Origin of the sequence: Caballeronia sordidicola (assembly GCF_001544455.2) — a bacterium.
GTDB lineage: Bacteria > Pseudomonadota > Gammaproteobacteria > Burkholderiales > Burkholderiaceae > Caballeronia > Caballeronia sordidicola.
In genome coordinates this window covers 1-21786 of record NZ_FCOC02000029.1, presented here as the reverse complement: position 1 = coordinate 21786, position 21786 = coordinate 1, and the positions used below count along the sequence as shown (strand labels likewise).

The 21786-nt window shown below is 60.8% G+C and carries 16 protein-coding genes; 4 read left to right on the top strand and 12 right to left on the bottom strand.

Features of this window, described 5'->3' with window-relative positions:
- Positions 1–4 precede the first annotated feature (4 nt).
- Both AWB64_RS28135 and AWB64_RS32650 read right to left on the bottom strand, forming a co-directional pair.
- The gene (locus tag AWB64_RS28135; protein WP_060858697.1) at positions 5–769 is read right to left on the bottom strand and encodes an SDR family oxidoreductase; all 765 of its coding nucleotides are present in this window, start codon (positions 767–769) and stop codon (positions 5–7) included.
- Positions 770–997: 228 nt separating this feature from the next.
- Entirely contained in the window at positions 998–4195 is a 3198-nt protein-coding gene (locus AWB64_RS32650) for an autotransporter family protein (protein WP_060858696.1), read from the bottom strand.
- A 353-nt stretch (positions 4196–4548) separates the two neighbouring features.
- On the opposite strand from AWB64_RS32650, the gene AWB64_RS28125 reads away from it, so the two are divergent.
- Positions 4549–5730 carry a glycosyltransferase gene (locus AWB64_RS28125; RefSeq protein WP_060858695.1) on the top strand — a complete coding sequence of 394 codons (1182 nt, stop codon included), beginning with the start codon at positions 4549–4551 and terminating at the stop codon, positions 5728–5730.
- A 92-nt stretch (positions 5731–5822) separates the two neighbouring features.
- Entirely contained in the window at positions 5823–5963 is a 141-nt protein-coding gene (locus tag AWB64_RS31770; protein ID WP_157766722.1) for a hypothetical protein, read from the top strand.
- Positions 5964–5975: 12 nt separating this feature from the next.
- Here AWB64_RS31770 and AWB64_RS28120 read toward each other — a convergent pair whose 3' ends face one another.
- Entirely contained in the window at positions 5976–7382 is a 1407-nt protein-coding gene (locus tag AWB64_RS28120; protein WP_060858694.1) for a sigma-54 dependent transcriptional regulator, read from the bottom strand.
- A 291-nt stretch (positions 7383–7673) separates the two neighbouring features.
- Positions 7674–9071 (bottom strand): LLM class flavin-dependent oxidoreductase, encoded by a 1398-nt coding sequence (locus AWB64_RS28115; protein WP_060858734.1) that lies wholly within the window; start codon positions 9069–9071, stop codon positions 7674–7676.
- 246 nt (positions 9072–9317) lie between these two features.
- On the opposite strand from AWB64_RS28115, the gene AWB64_RS28110 reads away from it, so the two are divergent.
- Complete coding sequence (locus tag AWB64_RS28110; RefSeq protein ID WP_060858693.1) at positions 9318–9899, top strand: DJ-1/PfpI family protein; 582 nt, start codon at positions 9318–9320, stop codon at positions 9897–9899.
- Between the two features lie 83 nt (positions 9900–9982).
- Here the strand turns inward: AWB64_RS28110 and AWB64_RS28105 are convergent, their stop codons facing one another.
- The 5 genes from AWB64_RS28105 to AWB64_RS28085 form a co-directional block, all read right to left on the bottom strand.
- Positions 9983–11308 carry an MFS transporter gene (locus tag AWB64_RS28105; protein ID WP_060858692.1) on the bottom strand — a complete coding sequence of 442 codons (1326 nt, stop codon included), beginning with the start codon at positions 11306–11308 and terminating at the stop codon, positions 9983–9985.
- A 75-nt stretch (positions 11309–11383) separates the two neighbouring features.
- Positions 11384–12559, bottom strand: coding sequence for a tricarballylate utilization 4Fe-4S protein TcuB (tcuB, locus tag AWB64_RS28100; protein ID WP_060858691.1), 1176 nt, complete (start codon positions 12557–12559; stop codon positions 11384–11386).
- Positions 12546–13952: an FAD-dependent tricarballylate dehydrogenase TcuA gene (gene tcuA / locus AWB64_RS28095; RefSeq protein WP_060858690.1), complete on the bottom strand. Its 1407-nt coding sequence runs from the start codon at positions 13950–13952 to the stop codon at positions 12546–12548. Before tcuA ends, tcuB begins: the two co-directional genes overlap by 14 nt.
- A 76-nt stretch (positions 13953–14028) precedes the next feature.
- Positions 14029–14964 carry a LysR family transcriptional regulator gene (locus AWB64_RS28090; protein ID WP_060858689.1) on the bottom strand — a complete coding sequence of 312 codons (936 nt, stop codon included), beginning with the start codon at positions 14962–14964 and terminating at the stop codon, positions 14029–14031.
- 67 nt (positions 14965–15031) lie between these two features.
- Entirely contained in the window at positions 15032–15934 is a 903-nt protein-coding gene (locus AWB64_RS28085) for a YihY/virulence factor BrkB family protein (RefSeq protein ID WP_060858688.1), read from the bottom strand.
- 346 nt (positions 15935–16280) lie between these two features.
- Between AWB64_RS28085 and AWB64_RS28080 the strand changes: the two genes are divergently transcribed.
- Complete coding sequence (locus AWB64_RS28080; protein WP_060858687.1) at positions 16281–18896, top strand: sulfite reductase flavoprotein subunit alpha; 2616 nt, start codon at positions 16281–16283, stop codon at positions 18894–18896.
- A 69-nt stretch (positions 18897–18965) separates the two neighbouring features.
- Here the strand turns inward: AWB64_RS28080 and AWB64_RS28075 are convergent, their stop codons facing one another.
- The 3 genes from AWB64_RS28075 to AWB64_RS32095 form a co-directional block, all read right to left on the bottom strand.
- The gene (locus tag AWB64_RS28075) at positions 18966–19589 is read right to left on the bottom strand and encodes a superoxide dismutase (protein WP_060858686.1); all 624 of its coding nucleotides are present in this window, start codon (positions 19587–19589) and stop codon (positions 18966–18968) included.
- Between the two features lie 67 nt (positions 19590–19656).
- Entirely contained in the window at positions 19657–20151 is a 495-nt protein-coding gene (locus tag AWB64_RS28070) for a DUF2753 family protein (RefSeq protein WP_060858685.1), read from the bottom strand.
- Positions 20152–21257: 1106 nt separating this feature from the next.
- On the bottom strand, positions 21258–21554 hold the full coding sequence (locus AWB64_RS32095) for a hypothetical protein (protein ID WP_060858684.1): 297 nt from the start codon (positions 21552–21554) through the stop codon (positions 21258–21260).
- Positions 21555–21786: the final 232 nt, after the last annotated feature.

The window sequence follows — 21786 nt, the reverse complement described above, 5'->3', positions numbered from 1 at the left end:
ACGTTTATCCTCGGCCGACAAACGGCATTTTTGCCGGCATGACCGTATGGAACAGGATGTTTGCTTCCAGTGGCAGGCTCGCCATGTAACGCACCGACTGCCCGACAATATTCACGTCGAGCATCGGCTCCGTGGCAATTTCTCCATTCGCTTGCGGCACGCCCTTCGCCATGCGCGCGGCCAAATCCGTCTGCGCGTTGCCAATATCGATCTGGCCCACCGCGATGTCGTACTTCCTGCCGTCGAGCGAGGCGGATTTCGTCATGCCTTCAACGGCATGCTTGGTCGCCGTATATGCAATGGAATTAGGCCGCGGTGAAGTCGCCGATATCGAGCCGTTGTTGATGATCCGGCCGCCCATGGGCGCTTGCGCGCGCATCACGCGAAACGCTTGCTGGATGCAATAGAACATGCCGTTGAGGTTGATATCGATCACCGATTTCCATTGCTCGACGCTCCAGTCTTCGAACGGTCCCGGCGGATTCGATACCCCCGCATTGTTGAACAGCAGGTCGACGCGGCCATACGTGTCGACTGCGGTGGCGAACAGCTTCCTGACGGCTTCGGGGTCGGCGACGTCGCACGAGCAGGGCAGGACGCGGCCTTCGGGCGCGTCTTTGGTAAGCTGTTCGAGAGGTTCGCTGCGCCGTCCTGCAGCAACCACGGTCCAGCCGTCCTGCAATAGCGCCAGCGACGCGGCGCGTCCAATGCCGGCTCCGGCGCCGGTGACAATGGCGATGCGTTCGCGGCGATCGGATTCTGAATTCACGGTGATGCTCTCCTGAGATGGGTTGCTGGGTTATTGAACCGGCCAAGGGGAATCGTAAGTATTGCTTGCGCTATTGCGCCGTAATGGCGCAATGGCCAAGAATGGATGATCGTCTTATTTTCGCATCGCTGCAGGGCGCGGCCCCCAAAAAAACGCGGAGGAATCGCGAACCTGACGTTCACGATTCCCCCGCTCAAAGACCGATGCCGAAGCATCAGCCCCTTCTTCTTACCAGCTGAACTTATACCCGACCTGCCCGAACACGCCACGGCGATAATCGCCGCCAATGTTGCGGGCGTACTTCACGTTGGCATACATCTCCGACGACTTGCCCATGCTCGTGGTCAGTCCTACACCAAGTTCATACCATGTCCTGGCAAATGCGCCGTTGAAGGTCGATCCGTCGACCGTCGTATTGCCCGGGGTCAGGAAGTCGTGCAACACGTCCGCCGTGAAGTAAGGCGTCAATGCACCCGTCTTCAAATCGTTGGTCAGGTTCGCCTTGAAGATGCGAAAGCCGGCGCGGCCGCGCAACGCGTTGCTCGATGTACTCGAGACCGGCGAGATGCCATCGTTGAAACCGTTCAGATGCAGGTACTGATACATCAGCTGCGCTTGCGGTTCGATGGCGATCGTGGTCGGTCCAATCAGGAACGGTTTGCCGGCTTCGCCTGAAAGACCCGTGCCGTAGCCGTTCTGTGAAGCACCGCCGCCGTATACGTCGCCGAACTTGTTGCGATAGTGCGTCAGTTGTGCGACGGCGTCGAAATAGCTGCCGTCCTTCAGGTACTTCGTCCAGTAGCCGCCGATCGATTGCGCCTGCGTTTCGACCGAGCCGGTGTTTGTGCTCAGCGTCGGATTCAGGCTGCGCGCGCTGTCTTCGAACGTGGCCGAACTCGAGCCGATCGTCAGCGTGACGCCGGCATGCGTGCTGCCGCCAGCCGGGTTCGACGTGAGCGTCCAGTCCTTGCCGAACTGTGCGAAGAACGTGCGTTCATCGGCGGAGAAACGGTCGCCGGAGTTTGCGTCGAGATTCTGGCCGCCGATGCGTCCCCACACGCCGTTATCGTGCGCGCCCTGGGCCTTTTCGAGGTTGGCGATATCGCCGACACGTTCATGCAGACGGCTCATGATCGCAAAGCCATAGTCGATATTCAGCGACGGCGTGAGCGCGTAACCCACCACCGCCGGCCGATACGCGATTGGCGCGGCCGGCGTGGACGCCATGGGCGGCGTGCCTGTGCCGCCGATCACCGCGCTATCGCCAGGCTGGGTAGGGGCGGTGGTAACCGGGGGCGTCACGGGCGGCGTGACCGGGGGTGTTACGGGCGGTGTAACAGGCGGCGTCACCGGAGGCGTGACGGGCGGGGTGACTGGAGGAGTCACCGGAGGCGTGACGGGCGGAGTAACAGGAGGTGTTACCGGAGGCGTCACAGGCGGAGTAACCGGCGGATTTTCCAGCGACGAGCGTAAATAGAAGTCGCTCGGCCGGCCCGAACCGCCTTGATACAACAGATATTCATACGCGCCCGCCTGCACCGGCGCGGCCATATGGAACGTTCCTGCCGCAGCCGAACCGTTCACCTGCACGACCTTGATGCCGTCGCCAACCGTCAGCGCGCCCAGGCCGGTCGGTTTCACGATCACGGTCGTATCGCCGCTCGCGTTTCCTCCAATCACCAGCTTGTCCGTGAACTGGTTCGATGCAGCACCACCCTCGTTCATCACCGTATTGACGATCAGCTTCGCGTTGTTGCCTACGTAATTGCCGCTGACGTTCAGCACATTGCCGGTCGCGCCCGATGCAGCCGCAAGGTTGATCGTGGCGTTGTTGGTGAGATTGCCCTGGATCAGGAACGAGCCCGTCGAGCTTGCCGAGAACGCCGGCAACGCGTTTGCCACCGCGATCGTGCCCGAGTTGTTCATAGAGCCGAGTACCGTGCCGAAGCCGCCGAGCGTCGCGCCATCGGCAACTGTCGTCGTGCCTGAGCCGATGGTCGCGCCCGTATGTTGCGCATCGCCGACTGCAAGCGTGCCAGCGAGCACGTTCGTGTCGCCGTAGGTGCTTGCGCCGTTCATGGTGAGCATGCCGCTGCCGAGCTTCGTCAATGCGCCCGAGCCGGTCACGCCCTGCGAAAGCGTGGATGAATACTGCTGGGTATCGATCGTTCCGCCATTCGCGCCGATCACAATTGCGCGTGTTGAGGCGAGGTCGAGGTCATCGCCCAACTGCAATGTTCCCCCGTTGAACGTCACGCCGCCAGTGGGCGCACCCAGCGCGTTATCGGCGCTGATGTTCACCGTACCCTGCGTGATCAGCGTGCCGCCGGAATACGTGTTGCCGCCCGCAGCAGGTGCAAGCGTCAACGTGCCCGCGCCGGTCTTTTCGATGGAACCCGTGCCGCTTAGTATTCCTGCATATGTGCCGTCGTCGGTCTGCGTGAAGCGCACGAGCCCGTTGTCCGTGATCGCCAGAGGCAGGCTTTGCGCACGTGCCTCGAGCGTGCCCGGGGCGTCGACCACGAACTGTCCCGCGTAAGCGCTGTTGTCGCCGGTGAGGATCAGCTTGCCATCCGCCACTTGCGCAAGCTGCACGTCGGGCAGGATGCCGTTGAGCGTCCACGTGCCGGTATCGTTCTTGATGAGCGTCTGGAAGCCGAAGATGTCGCCAGTCAACGTATCGGCGCCGGCGCCGCTCAGGTACAACTGATTGTTGCCCGCGCCTCCGTCGATACTGCCATGCACCGTCGAGCCGGTGTAGATGCGCATGGTGTCGTCGCCGCCCGCGAACACGAGGTTCCCGATCACCTTGCCTTTGTTCGCGAAGTCGATGGCCCCGTCGCCGGTCGATCCAATCGCATTGTCAGGCGCTGCAATCACGCCCGTCTCCGTATTGATCACCGTGTTGCTGCCCGAGGTGTTCTGAAACCAGATAGCTGCGGCATGAGTCGCCTGGATCAGCCCGCTGTTCCTGATGACGTTACCCTGGCCTTGCAGGTTTACGGCTTCCGCGATGTCCTCCGTACCCTTGGACAACACCTTGCCGCCAGCTTCAACCGTGAGCGTGCCGTTGTCCCGGAACTCGATGGTGTTGGTGCCCGTGCCGTAGATGCCGTGCAATTCGACCGCATGATTGCTGACCGTCCCGCCCGATTTCACCGTGACGTTGGCGCGGTCGGCCAGGCTGATAGCCGAGGCATCCTGCGTATTGACGAGAGCATGGTTCTTGACGACCACCGTGCGGTCGTCGTTACCCGGCGCATCGCCGGTGCCGATCGTCGTTGTTCGTGGCGAGCCGGCACTGCAAACAGTGTTGAGACCGTTCACCGCGCATGCGGCTGCCGCTGCGATCGGGTTGAGAAGAAACGGAATGAGCAGCAACGACGGTGCAAGCGAGATGGCTCGCGATCGAACAGGATTTGACATGGTACGCCCCGGTATCTGTTATTTGAATGCGAGCGGAATTTATCAACGGGGGTAATACGATGAATGTTGTGAGGCGAACAGATGTGCCTCGAAACCGGATCAACGATGCCCGCTATGTGTCGCGCCACTTATAGCGGGACAAATAGATGCGCCCGATGTGTCAGGTAGTGTCAAGCCGCGGCATCGAGATTCGATTGGAAGGGCAAGAACCCCGATCATGCAGGCGCCCCTTGCGTTATGTGGTCCACCCTACGTTGCATGACAGGTCATGCTGGACGATGTCCACGGTCCCTGTACGATGCGTTCCTTGACATGGCCGGCGTGCAGGCCAGGGATTTTTTATCGGGGGAAAGATGGCATCGAAGAGCACTGCGGCGAGCGTGCCGGCAAAGGTCCACGTGCATCTGTATTACGGCGTCGACCCGAGCCGTTATCGCAAGGATGACAACGTGGGTTGCCTGTACGGATATCACCATGCCGAATCGAATTCCCTGGCGTTGTCGTATTCGCAGGACCATCCCGAAGGGCGCGCGATGCGCTTGATCCGGCGCGGCCTGAAAGCGCTCCTTGGCTGCGATCTCATTCATACGTTCCGCAATCGCACCGCCTTGCTCGAAGCCGATGTCATCTGGACACACACCGAGCGCGAATATTTGTCGGCCGCATTGTTGCTGATGCTCAAACGCGGACCCAAACCGCTGCTGCTTGCGCAAAGCGTCTGGCTGCTCGATATCTGGAACTCGCTCGGCGTAGTCAAGCGCGCCATCTACAAGGTGCTGCTCAACCGGGCGGACCTGTTGACAACGCTTACTCACGACAACGCCGCGCTCGTCAGGAGGTTCTGGAACCGCGATGCGACCGTCGTGCTCTACGGCATCGGCACGGAAGACTTCCCTTTGCAGCCGGTCACGCAGTGGCGTCCGCACGCACCGTTGCGCGTCGCCGCCCTAGGCAATGACCGCGATCGCGACTGGCAGACTTTCATGGAAGCCTTCGAGAACGACAAGCGCTTCTCCGCGCGGCTTGCAACACAGCGCAAGGTGCCGCGTCCAAGCGAAGCCGACAACGTCGTGGTCGCACCGGTGACCGGTATCGACGAGCAGCGCAAGCTCTATGAATGGGCTGATGTGATCGTGGTGCCACTGCATCCGAATCATCATGCGTCGGGAATCACCGTGGTGCTGGAAGGCGTGATGGCTGGCAAGCTGGTGATTGCAACGGACATCGGCGGACTCAAGGATTATTTCTCGCACGACGCGGTCTCGTACGTCCCGGTTCACGATCCGCACTCGCTGCGCGAGACGGTTGCCGCGTTGGCCGCCGATCCCGATGGCACGACCGCGCGCATCGTCCGCGCGCAGCAGGAGCTGGTATCGAAAGAGCTGACTACGCGGGGCTACGCGCGCCAGCACGTCGCCCTGACGCATCAGATGCTGCGCGACGCGGCATTCAGAGAGGGCGTCACGTCGCTGGCGCGGCCCGGAACCACAACGCCAATCAAACGCAACCCGCACAAGAGATGGACCGTGTCTTGAGCGCTAGCGAACAGAGCGTGGTGTAAATTAATAAGTATGCTTACGGTTATGCCTGCGAGGACAGGCCCTGAAAAAATAACCGGGGGGAAGAGATGCGAGACGACGAAAGACTGGGCGCCCTGCTGCTGGTGCTGGCGATTGGGTGGGTTTATCAGATGATTGCCGCTTGCAAGGACTTTTTTCCCCGCCGATGGCCTGAAGCGTTGAGCGTCAAGCCGCGCTGGCCGGACTAGACCAGCGCGTATTCACTCGACATCCACTCCCGGCGAGGTCGTTGCGTCGCGCATGCTGTATGCCGACAAGATCCTGTACAGCGTGACGCGCGACACGCCCAGTTCCTTTGCGGCCTCGCCAAGACGTCCGCGATTCCTGAGCAACGCCATTTCAATTGCCTGCCGCTCTCCAGCTTCGCGCGCTTGCGCGAGCGAAGTGGGGGCGGGCTCGGCGAATTCGCCCAGTTCGAGATCATGCGCGCCGATCAGCCGTCCCTCGGCCATGACGATCGCGCGCCGCACGCGGTTGATTAACTCGCGCACGTTCCCCGGCCACGAATAATTGTGAAGCGCGGCAACCGCGTCCGGCGCGAAGCCGCGCAACGGCCGGTGCGCGTCCTTCTTGAAGCGGTCGAGCATGTGCTTTGCGAGCAATTCGATGTCCTTGCCGCGCGCACGAAGCGGCGGTTCATCGATTTGAAGTACGCACAAACGGTGGTACAGGTCGGCGCGAAACCGGCTTTCGGCCATGGCCGTCTGCATGTCCACGTGGGTGGCTGAAATGATGCGTACGTCCACAGGCGTGGAGCCGTGTCCGCCCAACCGCTCGACCTTGCGTTCCTGCAAAAAACGCAGCAGGCTCGCCTGGCTTTCGAGCGGCAGGTCGCCGATTTCATCGAGGAACAGCGTGCCGCCATTCGCCGCTTCCACCCGGCCGATCTTGCGCTGGTTCGCGCCCGTGAACGCGCCGCGCTCATAGCCGAATAATTCGGATTGAAGCAGATGTGTGGGGATTGCACCGCAATTGATCGCCACAAAGGGCTGGTCGCGACGTGTCGAATGCTGGTGGATGGCGGCGGCCGTAAGTTCCTTGCCCGTGCCCGACTCGCCGGAGATGAAGACGGGCGCGTCGGTGATGGCCACTTTGCGGATTGCACGGAACAGCGCGAGCATGGCGTCGCACGAGCCGATCATTTCGCCTTCGGCGTGGCTGCTGGCTTGGGCGTGTACGTTGCCCAGCGTTGCGCCCACTACGCCGCCGCTTGCGCCGCCATCGTGCAATGCAGCAATGCCATACGCATGTCCAAGCGCGTTCAGGATGCGTTCGCCCGAAGCCGGAAGCGTGACGTAGTCGAAGCAGAAATCGCGCACGAGCCGGCGGATTGTCTCGTTGTCGAGCTGGGCGGGTGTGAGGAGCGCCACCCAGCCAATGGTCTTGATCGATAACAGCGTTTCAGCCTGACGCAGGTTCGACTGAATGTGGCGGGACGAAAAGTCGAGTAATCCCCCGCTCGGCGTAGATGAAAAACTCTCGAGATCCCGCCCCAGTTCCGAGTTCCTGACCGTCCAGCCGCGCGCATCCATCAGTGAGCGAACCTCTAGCGTCAAGGGGTCGCCTACATAATAAAGATGCCTCTGACTCGACGAAAACGCTTCCATGAAGGATTACAGTGATTAGTTACAACGAATAATGCCACCAAAACCTGCAGTGGCACGCGTTGTATGGCCCGTGATTTGGTGTATTGACACGGCTCCGGATTGCGTGCTCCTTTTATAACGACTGTTTAGTCGAAAACTTGAAAACAACGCGCGCCCCAGTCCAAGGGCGATAGAGGGAAAACCCTGGGCGCCAGCAAAGCAATTGTCTGAGGAATGCGAATGACTTTGTCGTCCTTATGGATCCAGCAATGCTCACGTGCTGATGTGGCGGATTGCCGAATCCACACGCGCTTACTTGAGTGGCGCGCCTTGGACTGCGGACAGATCGCGGAACGAGGCGCCCGCATGTTCTTTCGGCAAATGCGCGGTGCCGCCGAAGAGCTTCTCACGCAGCGTGCCATCTGCGTAGGACGTTTTGTAGATACCCCTTGCCTGCAGTTCCGGAATCACCAGATCGATGAAATCCTCGTAGCTTTCCGGCGTCACCGTACGGGTCAGGTTGAAGCCGTCCACGCCCGTTTCGTTCACCCATGATTCGAGCGCGTCGGCTACGTCCGCCGCGTCGCCGACGATGGTCGTATAGCGTCCGCCGAGCTTCAACTGGTCGAGCAGACGCCGTACTGTCCAGCCGGATTGACCGTCGGTGACGCGCTGCACGGAGGACTCGATCCCGCGGCTTTTCGGGGCGCCTGGCGGCTGGATTTCGTCGTCGGGATTGAAGGTCGAATAATCGATACCCGTTCCCGCCGCGAAATGCGCCAGCCCGGCTTCAGGGCTCGCGTGGCGCGCATACTCGGCAAACTTCGCTTGCGCCTCTGCCCGCGTGCGGCCGACCACGACGGTCACGCCCATGAAGATCTTCAGGTCAGCGGGGTTGCGGCCAGCCTCGGCGGCTTGCCGGCGCAGTGCATCGACGAGTTTTTTCGTGCCTTCCTTGCTTTGACTCGATACGAAGACACACTCGGCGTGACGCGTCGCAAACGCCTGGCCGCGGCCCGATGACCCCGCCTGGAAGAGCACGGGGGTGCGCTGCGGCGAGGGCTCCGACAAGTGGTAACCCTCGACGTTGTAATAACGCCCATGGTGATTCACCTTGTGTACTCTTGCAGGATCAGCGAAGACTCGCGCTTCGCGGTCGCGCACAACCGCGTTGTCCTGCCAACTGCCTTCCCAGAGCTTGTAGAGCACGTCGAGATACTCGTCCGCGCGGTCATAGCGCTCGTCGTGGGCGATCTGTTCGGTCAAGCCCATGGCGAGCGCGGCGCTGTCGAGATAGCCCGTGACAATGTTCCAGCCAATACGTCCGTCGCTCAGATGGTCGAGCGTCGAGAAGCGCCGTGCAAGCAAGTAGGGCGCTTCGTAGGTGAGGTTCACCGTAATGCCAAAGCCAAGGTGACGGGTCACGGCGGCCATGGCCGAGACGAGCATCATGGGGTCGTTGACGGGAAGCTGGACCGACTCTTTCAAGGTCAGGTCGGCGGACTGCTGATACACGTCGTAGACGCCCACAATATCCGCGATGAAAAGTCCGTCGAACAGGCCTTTCTCGAGCAGCCGGGCGAGGTCCGTCCAGTACGAAAGCTTGCGGTAATCGGTCGAGCGGTCACGCGGATGCGTCCATAGGCCGTGATTGATGTGGCCGACGCAATTCATGTTGAACGCATTCAGAAGAATCTTTTTCTTGCTCATGGAAGTCCACGTGAAGAACGATGGATAAGAGACGCCGAGGGCGCAAAAGCATCGCACGGCCAGGCGCTTCGGCGAACCATCGAATTGATATTTGCATTCCATGAATGCAGCGGGCGCTTCATGGTACACGCCTGATTTTTCCGCCTGAATCGCCGGGTCCCGCGCGTCTCATACGCGCTAAGATAGCTACGAGCGCCGGTCCGGGCGGACCGGTTTCCTGCGTGATCTCTTTGATGGGAGAGCAAGATGGCAGCCAAGAAGATTCTGTTTCTGACCGGTGATTTCGCCGAAGATTATGAAACGATGGTGCCGTTCCAGGCGCTGCAGATGGTGGGTCATTCCGTGCATGCAGTGTGCCCCGGCAAGAAGAGCGGGGACACGATCAAGACCGCGATCCATGACTTCGAAGGGGATCAGACCTATACGGAAAAACCCGGACATCTCTTTACGCTGAACGCGAGTTTCGACGACATCGATCCCGCCAGTTATGACGCATTGATGATCGCGGGCGGCCGCGCGCCCGAATATCTGCGCTTGAATAGTCGTGTGATTGAAGTCGTCCGGCATTTCGCCGATGCACAGAAACCCATTGCCGCTGTTTGTCATGGTGCGCAACTGCTGGCCGCTGCGGACGTGATTCGCGGCAAACGCATTTCGGCTTATCCGGCGTGCGCGCCGGAAGTGCGTCTTGCCGGCGGTGAATATGCGGAGATTCAAGTGGATAGTGCGGTTACGGACGGCAACTTCGTCACGGCGCCCGCATGGCCTGCGCATCCGCAATGGCTCGGGCAGTTTCTGGCGCGGCTTGGAACGGAGATCAAACTCTAGGCTGACATGGGCCGGGTATGCGGTAAGCGCCGACGGTCTTAAATGCGCGGCCGATAACCACATCGGCCGCGCGGGTCATTTTCCTACCCCAGCTTCGCCTGCAATTCCGCGGCGCCGCCTCGCCGGTACAAGGCAACCGTGGCAAAGAACCCGCACACTGCGGCAAAAATGAGCCAGTACGCGGGCGCAGCTTTGTCGCCGGTTGCCTGGATCAGGTAAGTCGATACCGCTGGCGTGAAGCCGCCAAAGATCGCCGTTGCAAGGCTGAACGCCAGCGAGAAACCCGCCACGCGAACATTGACGGGCATTACTTCGGTGAGAGCCGCGACCATCGCACCGTTATATCCGCCGAAGAAGAACGAGAAATACAGCAGCACGGCGAGCATGCGCAAAAAGCTCGGATCGTGCGCAAGCCACGAGAGCGCGGGATACGCCGTGATGACCGCCAGCGCGGACACGAACAGGAGCACGGGCTTGCGTCCGATACGATCCGAAATCGCGCCGCCAATCGGCAGCCAGATAAAGTTCGATACACCCACGAACAAGGTCACGACCAGGCTGTCCGACGTGCTCAAATGCAGCACGGCGCGGCCGAACGTCGGCGTATAGACGGTGATCAGATAAAACGTGGTGGTGGTCATCGCGACCATCAGCATGCCGGCAACCACGGTCTTCCAGTTCGTCGCCATGGAGCGCAAGACCTCGGCAGTTGCCGGATGATGGCGGCGCGCCTGGAACTCGGCAGTCTCCTGCAGCGACCGGCGCAGGATGTACAGAAACGGCACGATCATGCAGCCGATGAAAAACGGCACGCGCCATCCCCAACCCGCGATCTGCGCCGGCGAAAGCCAGCTATTCAACGCATAGCCGAGCGCCGCCGCGACCACGATCGCGACCTGCTGGCTGGCCGATTGCCACGACGTATAAAAGCCTTTCTTGCCGGGCGTCGCCATCTCCGCCAGATAAACCGATACGCCGCCGAGTTCGGCGCCCGCCGAGAACCCTTGCAGCAAGCGGCCGATGAGCACCAGCGCCGGCGCCAGCAAGCCAATGGTCGCAAACCCCGGAACGCACGCAATCAGAATCGTGCCGCTTGCCATGATCGACAGCGTCACGATCAGTCCGCGCCGGCGACCGACCTTGTCGATATACGCGCCCAGCACAATGGCGCCAAGCGGGCGCATCAGGAAACCCGCGCCGAACACGGCGAACGTCTGCATCAGCGAGGCGAACTCGCTTGCAGCCGGAAAGAAGGTCTTGGCGATGTAGGTTGCGTAGAACCCGAACAGGAAAAAATCGAACTGTTCGAGAAAGTTGCCGCTGGTGACGCGCAGGACCGCGCCCAGCTTCGAGACACTGGGCGCGGTTGCGCCCAACGTCTGCGATTGAAATTCGTTTCCGGTTGCCATGTCGTCTCCTAGGTTTTTTTATTGCCACGTCGGCCATGATAGGCTCGGCGGACCCCGTTCCGCATCAATTCATTGTCAATCTTCCACTAGCAGTTTGCTTGGCTGGCGTTTTTCCACGGCCCATTTCAGCAGTGCTGCGCTGCGATATATACCATGCGCGAATTTTCCATATGGCAACGTCAAAAACAAGGCCATGACAATGCCAAGGTGCACCGCGAGCAATAACGCCATCGCGGATGTATCGCGCAGCAGCAGCAGCGCGAGGCCGCTTGCGCTCGTCAACAACAGCAACGCGATAAAACCGCGGTCCATCGGCTTTTGCGCCGCATCGCCATGTTGCGGATGGCGCTTTAAATTGAGCCATAACAACCCGGCTGGACCCGCAAGCAAGCCAATCCCGCCAAGCGAACCCAGTACGACCGGCACGCTCGTGAGCGCGTACGGCGCTTCGAGCTTCAGAAAGTAGTGATACAGCGTCGCCACGCATGTAGACGCGAAACACAGCATGAAGCCATAGAACGTCAGATGATGAAAGCGGCGGCGCGCGAGGGAAAACGCGTCGTCGGCATTGTTGCAGCCTTCTCCGTGACCACCGCCCAGGTAACGCAGGCTCAGCACGTCGTGTGTTGCCTCGCCGATGGCCTGCGCCGACATTGCGCCGGGGTCTTCGTTACGCCAGAACCGCCGCACGCCCACGCCGAGCGCGATCATCGCGAACACGAACACCATGCCAAACAAAAGTGCCAGCGTATTGTGCGGGAACACCGCATAGAAATTTCCGGCGAGTGGTGGCAGGACAAGCGTGCCTTTTAACGCCATTGTCATGATAAGGAAAAGTGCCAGACCGCCGGCCAAGGCGAGCGCCAGCGTCAGACCGTTGCGCTTGTACAGTGCGCCGAATCCTGCTGGCCACGCGTAGTCCACGTACGTCTGCAGACGCACCTCGGCCATGGCCTTCGGCACGTTGACGCCGAACTCGTGCGGCGGCGCGTACTGGCACGCGTGCAGGCACGCGCCGCAGTTGTGACAGAGATTTGAAAGGAAATGCACGTCGGCACGGCCGAATTCAAGGCGGCGGGTCATCGCTGGGAACACGGCGCAAAAGCCTTCGCAATAGCGGCACGCATTGCAGATCTGCATGATGCGGCTGACTTCGCCTTCGGCTGCTGACATCGGCTTGGCGAATGTGATGGGAACTTCGTTCAGTGCAAGCGCGCTCGCCTCGCGCGTCAGGTTTTCAAGCGACTGCATGACGGGTTTCCTTCAGTTTCAGGGCTGCCTGCGCGGCCTGAGTGCCCGCGATCCTTCCAAACGCCGTGCCGATCGCCATGCCGACACCCGCCGTATAGCCCTTGCCAAGCACGTTGCCCGCCATCATTTCTCCTGCAACGTAAAGGTTGGGGCTCGGCTTGCCGCCGAAGTGCACGGCGGACTGTTCATTCACCTTCAGCCCGAGGTACGTGAACGTGATTCCCGGACGAAGCGCGAAGGCATAGAAGGGTGGTTTATCGATAGGCTGCGCCCAGTGCGTCTTCGCGGGCGTGAGGCCTTCGGTATAGCAGTCGTCGAGCACCGCGTGATCGAAGGTACCAACGCGGCATGCGGCGTTATAGGTCTCAATTGTCTCGATGAACTTTGTTTCATCGAGTCCCGTGGCGCGCGCCAGTTCGCCGAGCGAATTCGCTTTCGTGCCGGGGAACACGGGCGGCATGAAGCGGCCTATCGCTTTGGAATCGATGATCGAATAACCGATCTGCCCCGGCTGGTGAGCCACGAGCCGGCCCCAGATGGCGTAGCGCTTGGGCCAGAAATCCTCGCCTTCATCGTAGAAACGCTCGGCGTTGCGATTGAGCATCACACCCAGCGATACACAATCCACCCGCGTGCAGATGCCGCCGTCATACAGTGGCGCGCGCGCGTCGATGGCGACGCAATGCGATTGCGACGGATCGCCAATGGAATCCGCGCCTGCATCGATCATGTACTTGAGCAGCACGCCCATGTTGAAGCGCGTGCCGCGAATCAGGAAGTTGTCGGCGACCCATTCGCCGTTGATTTGGCCCCACGCTTCACGCAGCCATGCGCGATTCGATTCGAAGCCGCCCGCCGCCAGCACGCAGGCGCGCGCTTCAATGCGTTCGTTGCCAATGTGTGCCGCGACAAAACGATCGCCGTCCAGTTCGATGGAATCCACCGGCGCGTCGTAGCGTATCTGCACGCCCAGCGCTTGCGCGCTGCGGAAGTATGCGTTGACGAGCGCCTTGCCGCCGCCCATGAAAAATGCGTTGGTGCGGGCTACGTGCAGCGCGCCCGAGAGCGGCGGCTGGAAATGCACGCCGTGCTTGCGCATCCAGTCGCGGCATGTGGACGATTCGCGGATGGCGAGGCGCGCGAGCGGTTCATTAGTGAGACCGCCGGTCACCTTGAGCAGATCCTGCCAGTATTCTTCCTCCGGGTACGCGTCGATCAGCACATCCTGCGGCGCGTCATGCATGCAGCGCAGGTTACGCGTGTGCTGCGAATTCCCGCCGCGCCATTCACGCGGGGCCGCTTCGAGCAACATGACGGACGCGCCTGCTTCGCGCGCCATCAGCGCGGCGCACAAGGCCGCGTTGCCGCCTCCGATCACCAGTACATCCACCATTGTCGACGTCTCCTCCAATCCCGGGAGTGTAGGACGCCAGGTGTTCAGCCGCCAGCAGGCAGCGAGCAACAGGTCTTCACGAATTGTGAAGAGGCGGCACTGTGGCGCCAGCCCAGTCGCCTCTGGCAACAAGCGTGCGCGCGACATCGGCGAGGACCACGCGGGCCGCGAGACCGGCGGGCGAGAGTTCGTCGTCGGAGAGGCTGACAAGCTGGTTCGGACGCACCATGCCGCGTTCGCTGACCGGGAGCGCGCGGAACGAGGCCGGATCGCGCCGGGCGAGCGCGGCGCCTGGCTGGATGGTGACGCCCAGGCCGCCGCCAACCGCATCCATCAGCATGGCGAGGCCATCGATTTCAGCCACGATGTTGGGTTCGATACCCGCGCGTGCGAACGCGGTATCGAGCAGCGAGCGCAATCCGTGGGGGCCGCTTGGAAGAATCATCGGCAACCGGGCGACATGCGCGAGCTTCGTGGTCCGGGTCGCGGGCAGGGGTTCGAAGCTTGCGGCGGCGATCAGGAACAGACGCTCGTCCAGCAAAGGCGTGGCGCTGAAGCGCTTGATGTTGTCGCTTTGAAAAAGGATGGCGAGGTCGATCTGGCGCGCGTTGAGCATGCCGGCCAGATGGCCCGACAGGCTTTCGACCATGCGCAGGCGGACATCGGGATAACGTTCGCGCATTGCACGCATGAACGCGAGACCGAGCACGCCCGTCGTGCTTGGCGCCATGCCTACGCTGACATGGCCCGAGAGACGCGCGTGCTGTGCGGCGTGCGCGGCGTCATCGACATGGCGGAGCGCCAGTTGCGCCTGGCGCCAGAACGCGAGGCCCGCGTCGGTGGGAACAACGCCGCTGGCGGTGCGCTGCAGGAGCCGTGTGGACAACTCGCTTTCGAGGCGGCTGATCTGCTGGCTCAGCGTGGATGTCACCACGCCAAGCTCCATTGCCGCGCGGCCCATGCTGCCGTGTTCGATGACGCGGACGAAGTAGCGAAGCTGACGCAGTTCCAAAGGGTCTCCCGGCAGGTCCGTTTTGATGTCCGCGCATTATCGCTGGTATCGCTGGTGAAGGCCGGTATCAGCCCGTGCGAAACGGCCTGGGCGTAAGCTCCGTGGTTCCGGCATGCAGCCGTTCGTATTCCGCGATCAACTGGGCGCCGAACAGCAGCAACGTCGCGAGCGCTTCGAGACTGAACAGTACGACAATCGATGTGGTCAGCGATCCATAAACCACGCTGACTTGCGAGAGCGTGGCGAAATACCAGACGAGCACGTGGCGCGTGATTTCCCACAACAGCGCGGCGGCGATTGCGCCGAACAGCGCGTGCCTGAAGTGTGGCCGGCCGACTGGAATCACTAGGTATATCGATGTCAGCACAAAGACCTCGCCCGCGAATCCAAACAGATAAAGCAGGGCCCGCGATGTGCCGCTCAAGGAAACTTCGATGCCGAATATATCCACGTTATGGGCGCCGACCGCCTGCAATCCTGTCGATACAAGCGTGACGAGCAGCACGCCAGCGCCGAGCGACAAGCTGTAGCAATAGGGCAGCAGCGCGGAAATCAGGAAGTGCCGCCGGCGAATCGCCACGCGATGAACGAAGATCACGGACATCGCGTTTTCGAGCACCGTGAAGGCCAATGAACTGAAGAAAATCATGGTGCAGAGAAGCACCCATCCAATCACCGTGCGATGCGCGAGAAAGTTTGCAAGCTCCCTGACGATGGCTTTTGCCTGTCCCGGCACGAGCCATTCGAGCAGATGAGACAGCGTATCCAGAAGTACGTGCCGGTCGACCACGTGCGAAAGCGCGATCACGACCAGTATCAGCAGCGGGATGATGGAAAGCAGCGCGTAATACGCGACCGCGCCCGCGAGGAGCATGCCCTGGTTCGCGCGAAACGCCTTGAGAACTTGCAACGCGAACGCGCCGGGATGATCGGCGATCGTCCTTAGCGTGCGATAGCGTATGAGTCGCATGTGTCCTCCAGTACGCGTAATGCCGCGTCGTCGGTAAGCAATGCGCAAGTCCCGGGCCTTGAAAAGGCGCATTTGCCAGCACTCCGGTCAAAATCTGTTGCGTGTGTTGTCGAGTGGCCGTTAAAATAAACAAGAATCATTCCCATTCGACGTAGCGAGTCTCTCCCTGCTGCGCATCATTACGCTGACATTGTTTTTCGCCATAGTGCGGCGCGCCCGGCGCTCAAGGGGCGCGTGGGCCATCGCGGCGTTTAACTATGCTTTGGAAACGATGCATTGAAACTGTAAGACTGACTGTAAGACTATCTATGACCGCCCGAACCGCGCAGGGACTGCAGGTATTTCAATGACTCGTCGAATTCTGTTTCAAGTGCACTGGCTGCTCGGCATCACAGTGGGACTGGTGCTGGCGCTCATGGGGCTGACGGGCGCCACCATGAGCTTCGAGGACGAGATAACGGGGCTCCTGAACAGCCGCACGATCAGCGTTGCAAACGGCGGGAAAGGCGCCGAACGCATGACACCGGATGCGCTGCTCGCGAGCATCCAGGCCCAGTTTCCCGGCGAGGACATCAGGCCGCTGGTGTTGTCGGCTGATCCGGCGAGAGCCGCGCAGTTTCGCGTGCGCCAGCCCTCCGGCGCGGCGACATACTATGCCGATCCCTACACTGGGCACGTGCTCGGCAAGGCTGCCGGCAATGATTTTTTTTCGTTCGTCGAAGACCTGCATCGATTCCTGGCGCTGCCTCTGACCGAAGGGCGCAGGGACAACGAGATCGGCAAGCAGATTACGGGCGTGGCTGCGTTCTCGCTCATATTCTTCGCGCTGTCCGGGCTGTATCTCCGATGGCCGCGCAAGCCGCTCGACTGGCGTTCGTGGTTCGTCCTCGATCTGAAGCGCACCGGGCGCAATCTTTATCGCTCGTTGCATGCGGTGATCGGCGCATGGATGGTCCTGTCCTATCTGTTGAGCGCGCTCACCGGGCTGTGGTGGTCATACGGCTGGTATCACGATCTGGTGAGCAAGACGCTGGGCATCGAGGAAATGCGGCGCGCGCCGGCCATGGATCGCAAGCCGAAGGAAGCGCTTGCGCTCGCGAAGGGCGACGCGCCCCGTGCTGCCGCCCCGCGTAAAAAGCGCGGCGCGCAAGGCGCGGCCGAGCCGGGCCATGCAATCTCGTTCGATGCCGCATGGAACACCTTCGTGCAACGAGTCGGCCCCGATTTCGGACGTGCTTCGCTCACGGTATCGCGCGATGGCAAGTCGGTATCGATTGAACGTTTCGACGGGCCGTTGCGAGGCGGCCTGATGGATCGATACACATTCGATGCCTCCACCGGCTCGCTGAAACTCACCGACCTCTACGCCGACCGGCCAGTAAGCAAGGTCGTCGGCACGAGCATGTTGTCGGTGCATAGCGGCAGCGTGTTCGGCATTGCAGGCCGGGTGGTGATCATGCTGTGCAGCCTGACCATGCCGCTTTTTGCAATAACCGGCTGGCTGCTGTATCTCGGCCGACGGCGCAAGCGCCGTGAAGCCGGCGCCATTGCCATTCCTTCCTTGCCACCCGTCGTGGTGAATGACGTGGACAGCGACTTGCTGATCGTTCATGCGAGCCAGACCGGCACGGCCGAGCGCATAGCGAGCATGAGCGCGGCGGCATTTGCATCGGCGGGACGGTCGGCGCGCTTGCTGCCCATTTCCGCGCTCGATTCCGTATCGCTGGCGGCCGCCCGTTGCGTGCTTTTTGTGGTCAGCACCTACGGCGACGGACAAGCGCCCGATCGCGCCCGTTCGTTCGTGCGGCAGATGATGGCGCGCCCCGCGCCGAGCGGCGGTTTCAGCTATGGGGTGCTGGCGCTCGGCGATCGCGAGTATCCGGATTTCTGTCACTTCGGCCGTCAGGTCGATGAATGGCTGACCCGGGCTGGCGCGCGCAAATTGTTCGAGCGCATCGAAATGAATGGGCGCGACGATGAAAGCGAACAGCGCTGGCGCCGGCAGTTATCCGAGCTGGGTGCTGCAACAACCGCTTCCTGGGCACAAGCGCCGGTCGAGGCGTGGACGCTGGCAACACGTGAGCTTTTGAATCCTGGCAGCCAGGGCGGCGGCGTGCATTTTGTGCGGCTGAAAGCGAACGCTGCGACCGCGCATCAGTGGACTGCGGGAGACATTGTCGAGATTTATCCGCGCAATGATCCGGCGGCGGTGACGCGGTTTTTATCGGCGGCGGGTTTGGATGCCGATACCCGCGTGCACGGTCAGCGTCTCGATACACACTTGTCCGGCGCGATTCTTCCTTTGCCTGATGCCGCGGACAAGATGAGCGCTGCTGAACTTGTCGATATCCTCAAGCCGCTGCCGCATCGCGATTATTCGATCGCCTCCGTTCCCGCCGATGGCTACCTGGACCTCGTAGTGAGGCAACTGGTCAAGTCATCGGGCGAACTGGGCGTTGGCTCGGGATGGCTGACGGCTTATACAACCGAAGGCGATGCAGTGCAGGCGCGCATCCGCACGAACGCGGGGTTTCATCGGCCGGAAGGGGAGCGGGCGCTGATACTCATTGGCAACGGCACAGGCTTTGCCGGACTGCGCGCGCATCTTCGTGAGCGCAGCCTGGCGGGATCGAAGGGGCACTGGTTGTTGTTTGGCGAGCGCAATGCCCGGTACGACGCCTTCTTCAAGCACGAACTCGACGCATGGCGCGCGGACGGCACGCTTGCGCGCGTCGATCTGGCGTATTCCCGCGACGATGATTGCGGACGCTACGTGCAAGACCTCATCAGGCAATCCGCGAGCGAGATTTTCATGTGGGTGGCGGGCGGCGCGGCGATCATGGTGTGCGGCAGCCTGGCGGGAATGGCGCCTGCCGTCGACAGGGAACTGAGGGCCGCGCTCGGCGATGAACGCGTCAGCATGATGGTTGCGAACGGGTTGTACAGGCGCGACGTTTATTGAGTCGCCTCGTTTCAGGCGCGTGCCGGCCGGCTTTGCGTGCGCCTGAAAACCGCTGTTGAGACCGCTACATCACGCGCGCGCTTGCGCATACCGGCGCGCGACTTCCGGCCAGTTGATCACGTTATAAAACGCCGCGATGTATTCCGGACGGCGGTTCTCGTACTTCAGGTAGTACGCGTGTTCCCAGACATCGAGACCGAGGACCGGAGTGTTGCCTGAAATCAATCCGGTCATGAGCGGATTGTCCTGATTCGCCGAGCTTTCCACAACAAGCTTGCCTTGGTTGTTCACGCTCAACCACGCCCAGCCGCTGCCGAAACGCGTCAGCGCGGCCTTGGTGAACGCTTCCTTGAAGGCGTCGAAACTGCCGAGATCGGTATCGATCGCCTGAGCCAGTTCGCCTTCGGGCGTGCCACCGCCCTCGGGCGACATGACGGTCCAGAACAGGCTGTGATTTGCATGGCCGCCGCCGTTGTTGCGCACGGGCGCCTGCAACGCTTCGGGCAGCGAAGAGACTTGCGCCACGAGCGTTTCAATCGGCAATTCTGCGTACTCCGTATCTTTCAGCGCCGCGTTCAGGTTGTTGACGTAGGTCTGGTGATGCTTCGTGTGGTGAACCTCCATGGTGCGGGCATCGATATGCGGTTCGAGTGCATCGAACGAATAGGGCAACGGGGGAAGGGTATAGGGCATCGTGGGTTCCTTTCGGATGGGATGGATGGGCGGTGCGTTTGCGTCAGTGCGTCGGGGAATCAATGCATCAGTGTGGTAGCGGGGTACTTGCGTTCAACGCTCGTTCGCCCAATTCGAGCGTCCGCGCGATGGACGTATGAGGACCATGCGTGGCGACATGGTTCAGCAACGCGACATGCGTCTCGCGGCTATGGCGCAGTGCGGCTTGCTGCAGGGCTGGGCCGCGGGTTGTATCGAGGAAAATTTTAAACAGCGCTTCGTGCGCGGCGCAGAGTTGCGCGACGGCGTGATCGATACGGCCGCGTTCGAGTTCGAGATCCGCGAGATTGTGATGCGAGACCACGAGGGCCGCGACGCAATCGCCAGCACGTCCCTCGGGAGGCTGTTCAATAAGCCGATGCGCGATTGCGAGCGCATGTTCATACCCCTGAAACGCCGCAAGCGGCTGCGCTGCGCGTAGCGCGGCAACAGCCGCGCGCATCACGCATTCCCACAGGCTCAAACTCGCTTCGAGTGAAGGTGTAACGACTTCGGCTAACGGGGCAACGCGCGGCTGGTGCATGAAAGGGTCTCCTGTTCTGCACCCTTTTCGTTGACCGGACGCCTGCGTACTCGGGATGGTTAATAATAATCATTCGCGATACGGGTGTCCAGCACAGACTTTTTCATTTGTTCTTTCGATGTAGCCATTCCGTGCTCGAACCGACTTCGCAAGCCGGCGCACCGGAATGACCATTGCTGCCGAATGGTTGCCATCTGCGTGTCTTGAATCAACGGAGATAAATCATGTCGGGTAAATGGATCATGTGCTTTGGTGCAGCAGTGCTGGCGTTCGCCTGCGTGGCATGTTCGAAAAGCGGCGATTCAGGTATTAGCCCGCCCGTGCCTGGACGTGGCACGGCTGCATCAGCGCCCGCGGCCGGTTCGTGAATACGCGGAGTGTTGATGCACGCGCCGGTCTGGGCATGAATAACCCATGACGCTTTAACTCTTCGATTAGCGCGTTCGTACGCATGCGGCTTTGAGTTCGCGCCGGCATTTGCCATAAGCCGCTGTGCAGTTATCGCAGATTGACATGCAGATTTTTTTTACTATTAAACTGCGCCACAATGCCCCCCGATAGTGACTACTCGAATCATGTTTAGTCACATGAGCCATAGGCCGAGTCATAGCAGACTAAATATAGAAGGGTTTTTTACGGGAAATGATGTCGGCGCGCCCTAGGAAGCTGCAAGGATGCCGCTTGCCTATATTTGAAAGGTCGGCGTTTGCATGGCGTGGGAAGATTACAAAAAAGCTAAATAACCGAATTGCGTGGCGTGCAGGTATTTGCCAGATTGTCGAGCGCGCAAGATTTCGCTCGGATTGCCCGACCAGGATCCATGCAGCTTGAATCCCCTTTTGGTCAATTTTCACAGTTTGAACATTTAACCATGTTGAAGTAGCGCCTTAACTCGACTGCGCGCAATCTGGAGCCTCGTTCAATGGCAAGGTGGATACTTTAAACGGCGCAATGAGAAAGCTGCGAAACGTGCATTTTAATTGTATGAGGAATTGCATAAAAAGATTAAGTTGTTTATTAGGCTGTCGTTGTATGCAAGTGTCTTTTTTGCGGAAAACATCTTTTATTTGAAAATACCGGGCTCCGCGACTTTTATGCGGGGAATTTCATCGTTTCCGCATCGTATAAATAATGATAAATCTCAAGAAGATATGGGTGATTTCTTTGGTTGGCGGCGCGATTCTCAGCGTCAGTGCATGCGGCGGTGGCGGCGGGAATTCGGATTCGTCCGCGGTTACAGGTCTTAGCAGTTCGTCCGGGGTTGGCGGTAACGTAGCCGGCGCCTCGTCGGCATCCGCGGCCGCGCCAAGCGGGGCAAGCGCGGCTGCGGCGCCCCCGGCCACATCCGTGGGCGCGAGTTCCCCGGCGAGTGGATCGAATCCGCCCGACAGCAGCAGCGACAACCCGCCTCCTGTAATCGCTCCCCAAGCACCGGCGTCTGATGCGGACGCCGCGGAGTCAGGCGCCATCGTCATGCCGCTCGAAGTCATGGGCGCGGGCAGCGGCGTGGTGGTCACCACCACGCTACCGGTCCCCGCCGGCGCATCGGCAACCACGCTGACGCTGCGCGTGAACAACCTCTCCTACGACGCCAAGGGCTCCATCCAGATCAACGGCGGCAAATGGATCGACCTC

Coding starts and splice junctions, on each gene's coding strand:
- AWB64_RS28085 (WP_060858688.1), bottom strand. CDS start 15,934: ATGCGACTCATACGCTATCGCACGCTAAGGACGATCGCCGATCATCCC.
- AWB64_RS31770 (WP_157766722.1), top strand. CDS start 5,823: ATGCGAGACGACGAAAGACTGGGCGCCCTGCTGCTGGTGCTGGCGATT.
- AWB64_RS28105 (WP_060858692.1), bottom strand. CDS start 11,308: ATGGCAACCGGAAACGAATTTCAATCGCAGACGTTGGGCGCAACCGCG.
- AWB64_RS28110 (WP_060858693.1), top strand. CDS start 9,318: ATGGCAGCCAAGAAGATTCTGTTTCTGACCGGTGATTTCGCCGAAGAT.
- AWB64_RS28070 (WP_060858685.1), bottom strand. CDS start 20,151: ATGCACCAGCCGCGCGTTGCCCCGTTAGCCGAAGTCGTTACACCTTCA.
- AWB64_RS28075 (WP_060858686.1), bottom strand. CDS start 19,589: ATGCCCTATACCCTTCCCCCGTTGCCCTATTCGTTCGATGCACTCGAA.
- tcuB (WP_060858691.1), bottom strand. CDS start 12,559: ATGCAGTCGCTTGAAAACCTGACGCGCGAGGCGAGCGCGCTTGCACTG.
- AWB64_RS28120 (WP_060858694.1), bottom strand. CDS start 7,382: ATGGAAGCGTTTTCGTCGAGTCAGAGGCATCTTTATTATGTAGGCGAC.
- AWB64_RS28125 (WP_060858695.1), top strand. CDS start 4,549: ATGGCATCGAAGAGCACTGCGGCGAGCGTGCCGGCAAAGGTCCACGTG.
- AWB64_RS32650 (WP_060858696.1), bottom strand. CDS start 4,195: ATGTCAAATCCTGTTCGATCGCGAGCCATCTCGCTTGCACCGTCGTTG.
- tcuA (WP_060858690.1), bottom strand. CDS start 13,952: ATGGTGGATGTACTGGTGATCGGAGGCGGCAACGCGGCCTTGTGCGCC.
- AWB64_RS28115 (WP_060858734.1), bottom strand. CDS start 9,071: ATGAGCAAGAAAAAGATTCTTCTGAATGCGTTCAACATGAATTGCGTC.
- AWB64_RS28080 (WP_060858687.1), top strand. CDS start 16,281: ATGACTCGTCGAATTCTGTTTCAAGTGCACTGGCTGCTCGGCATCACA.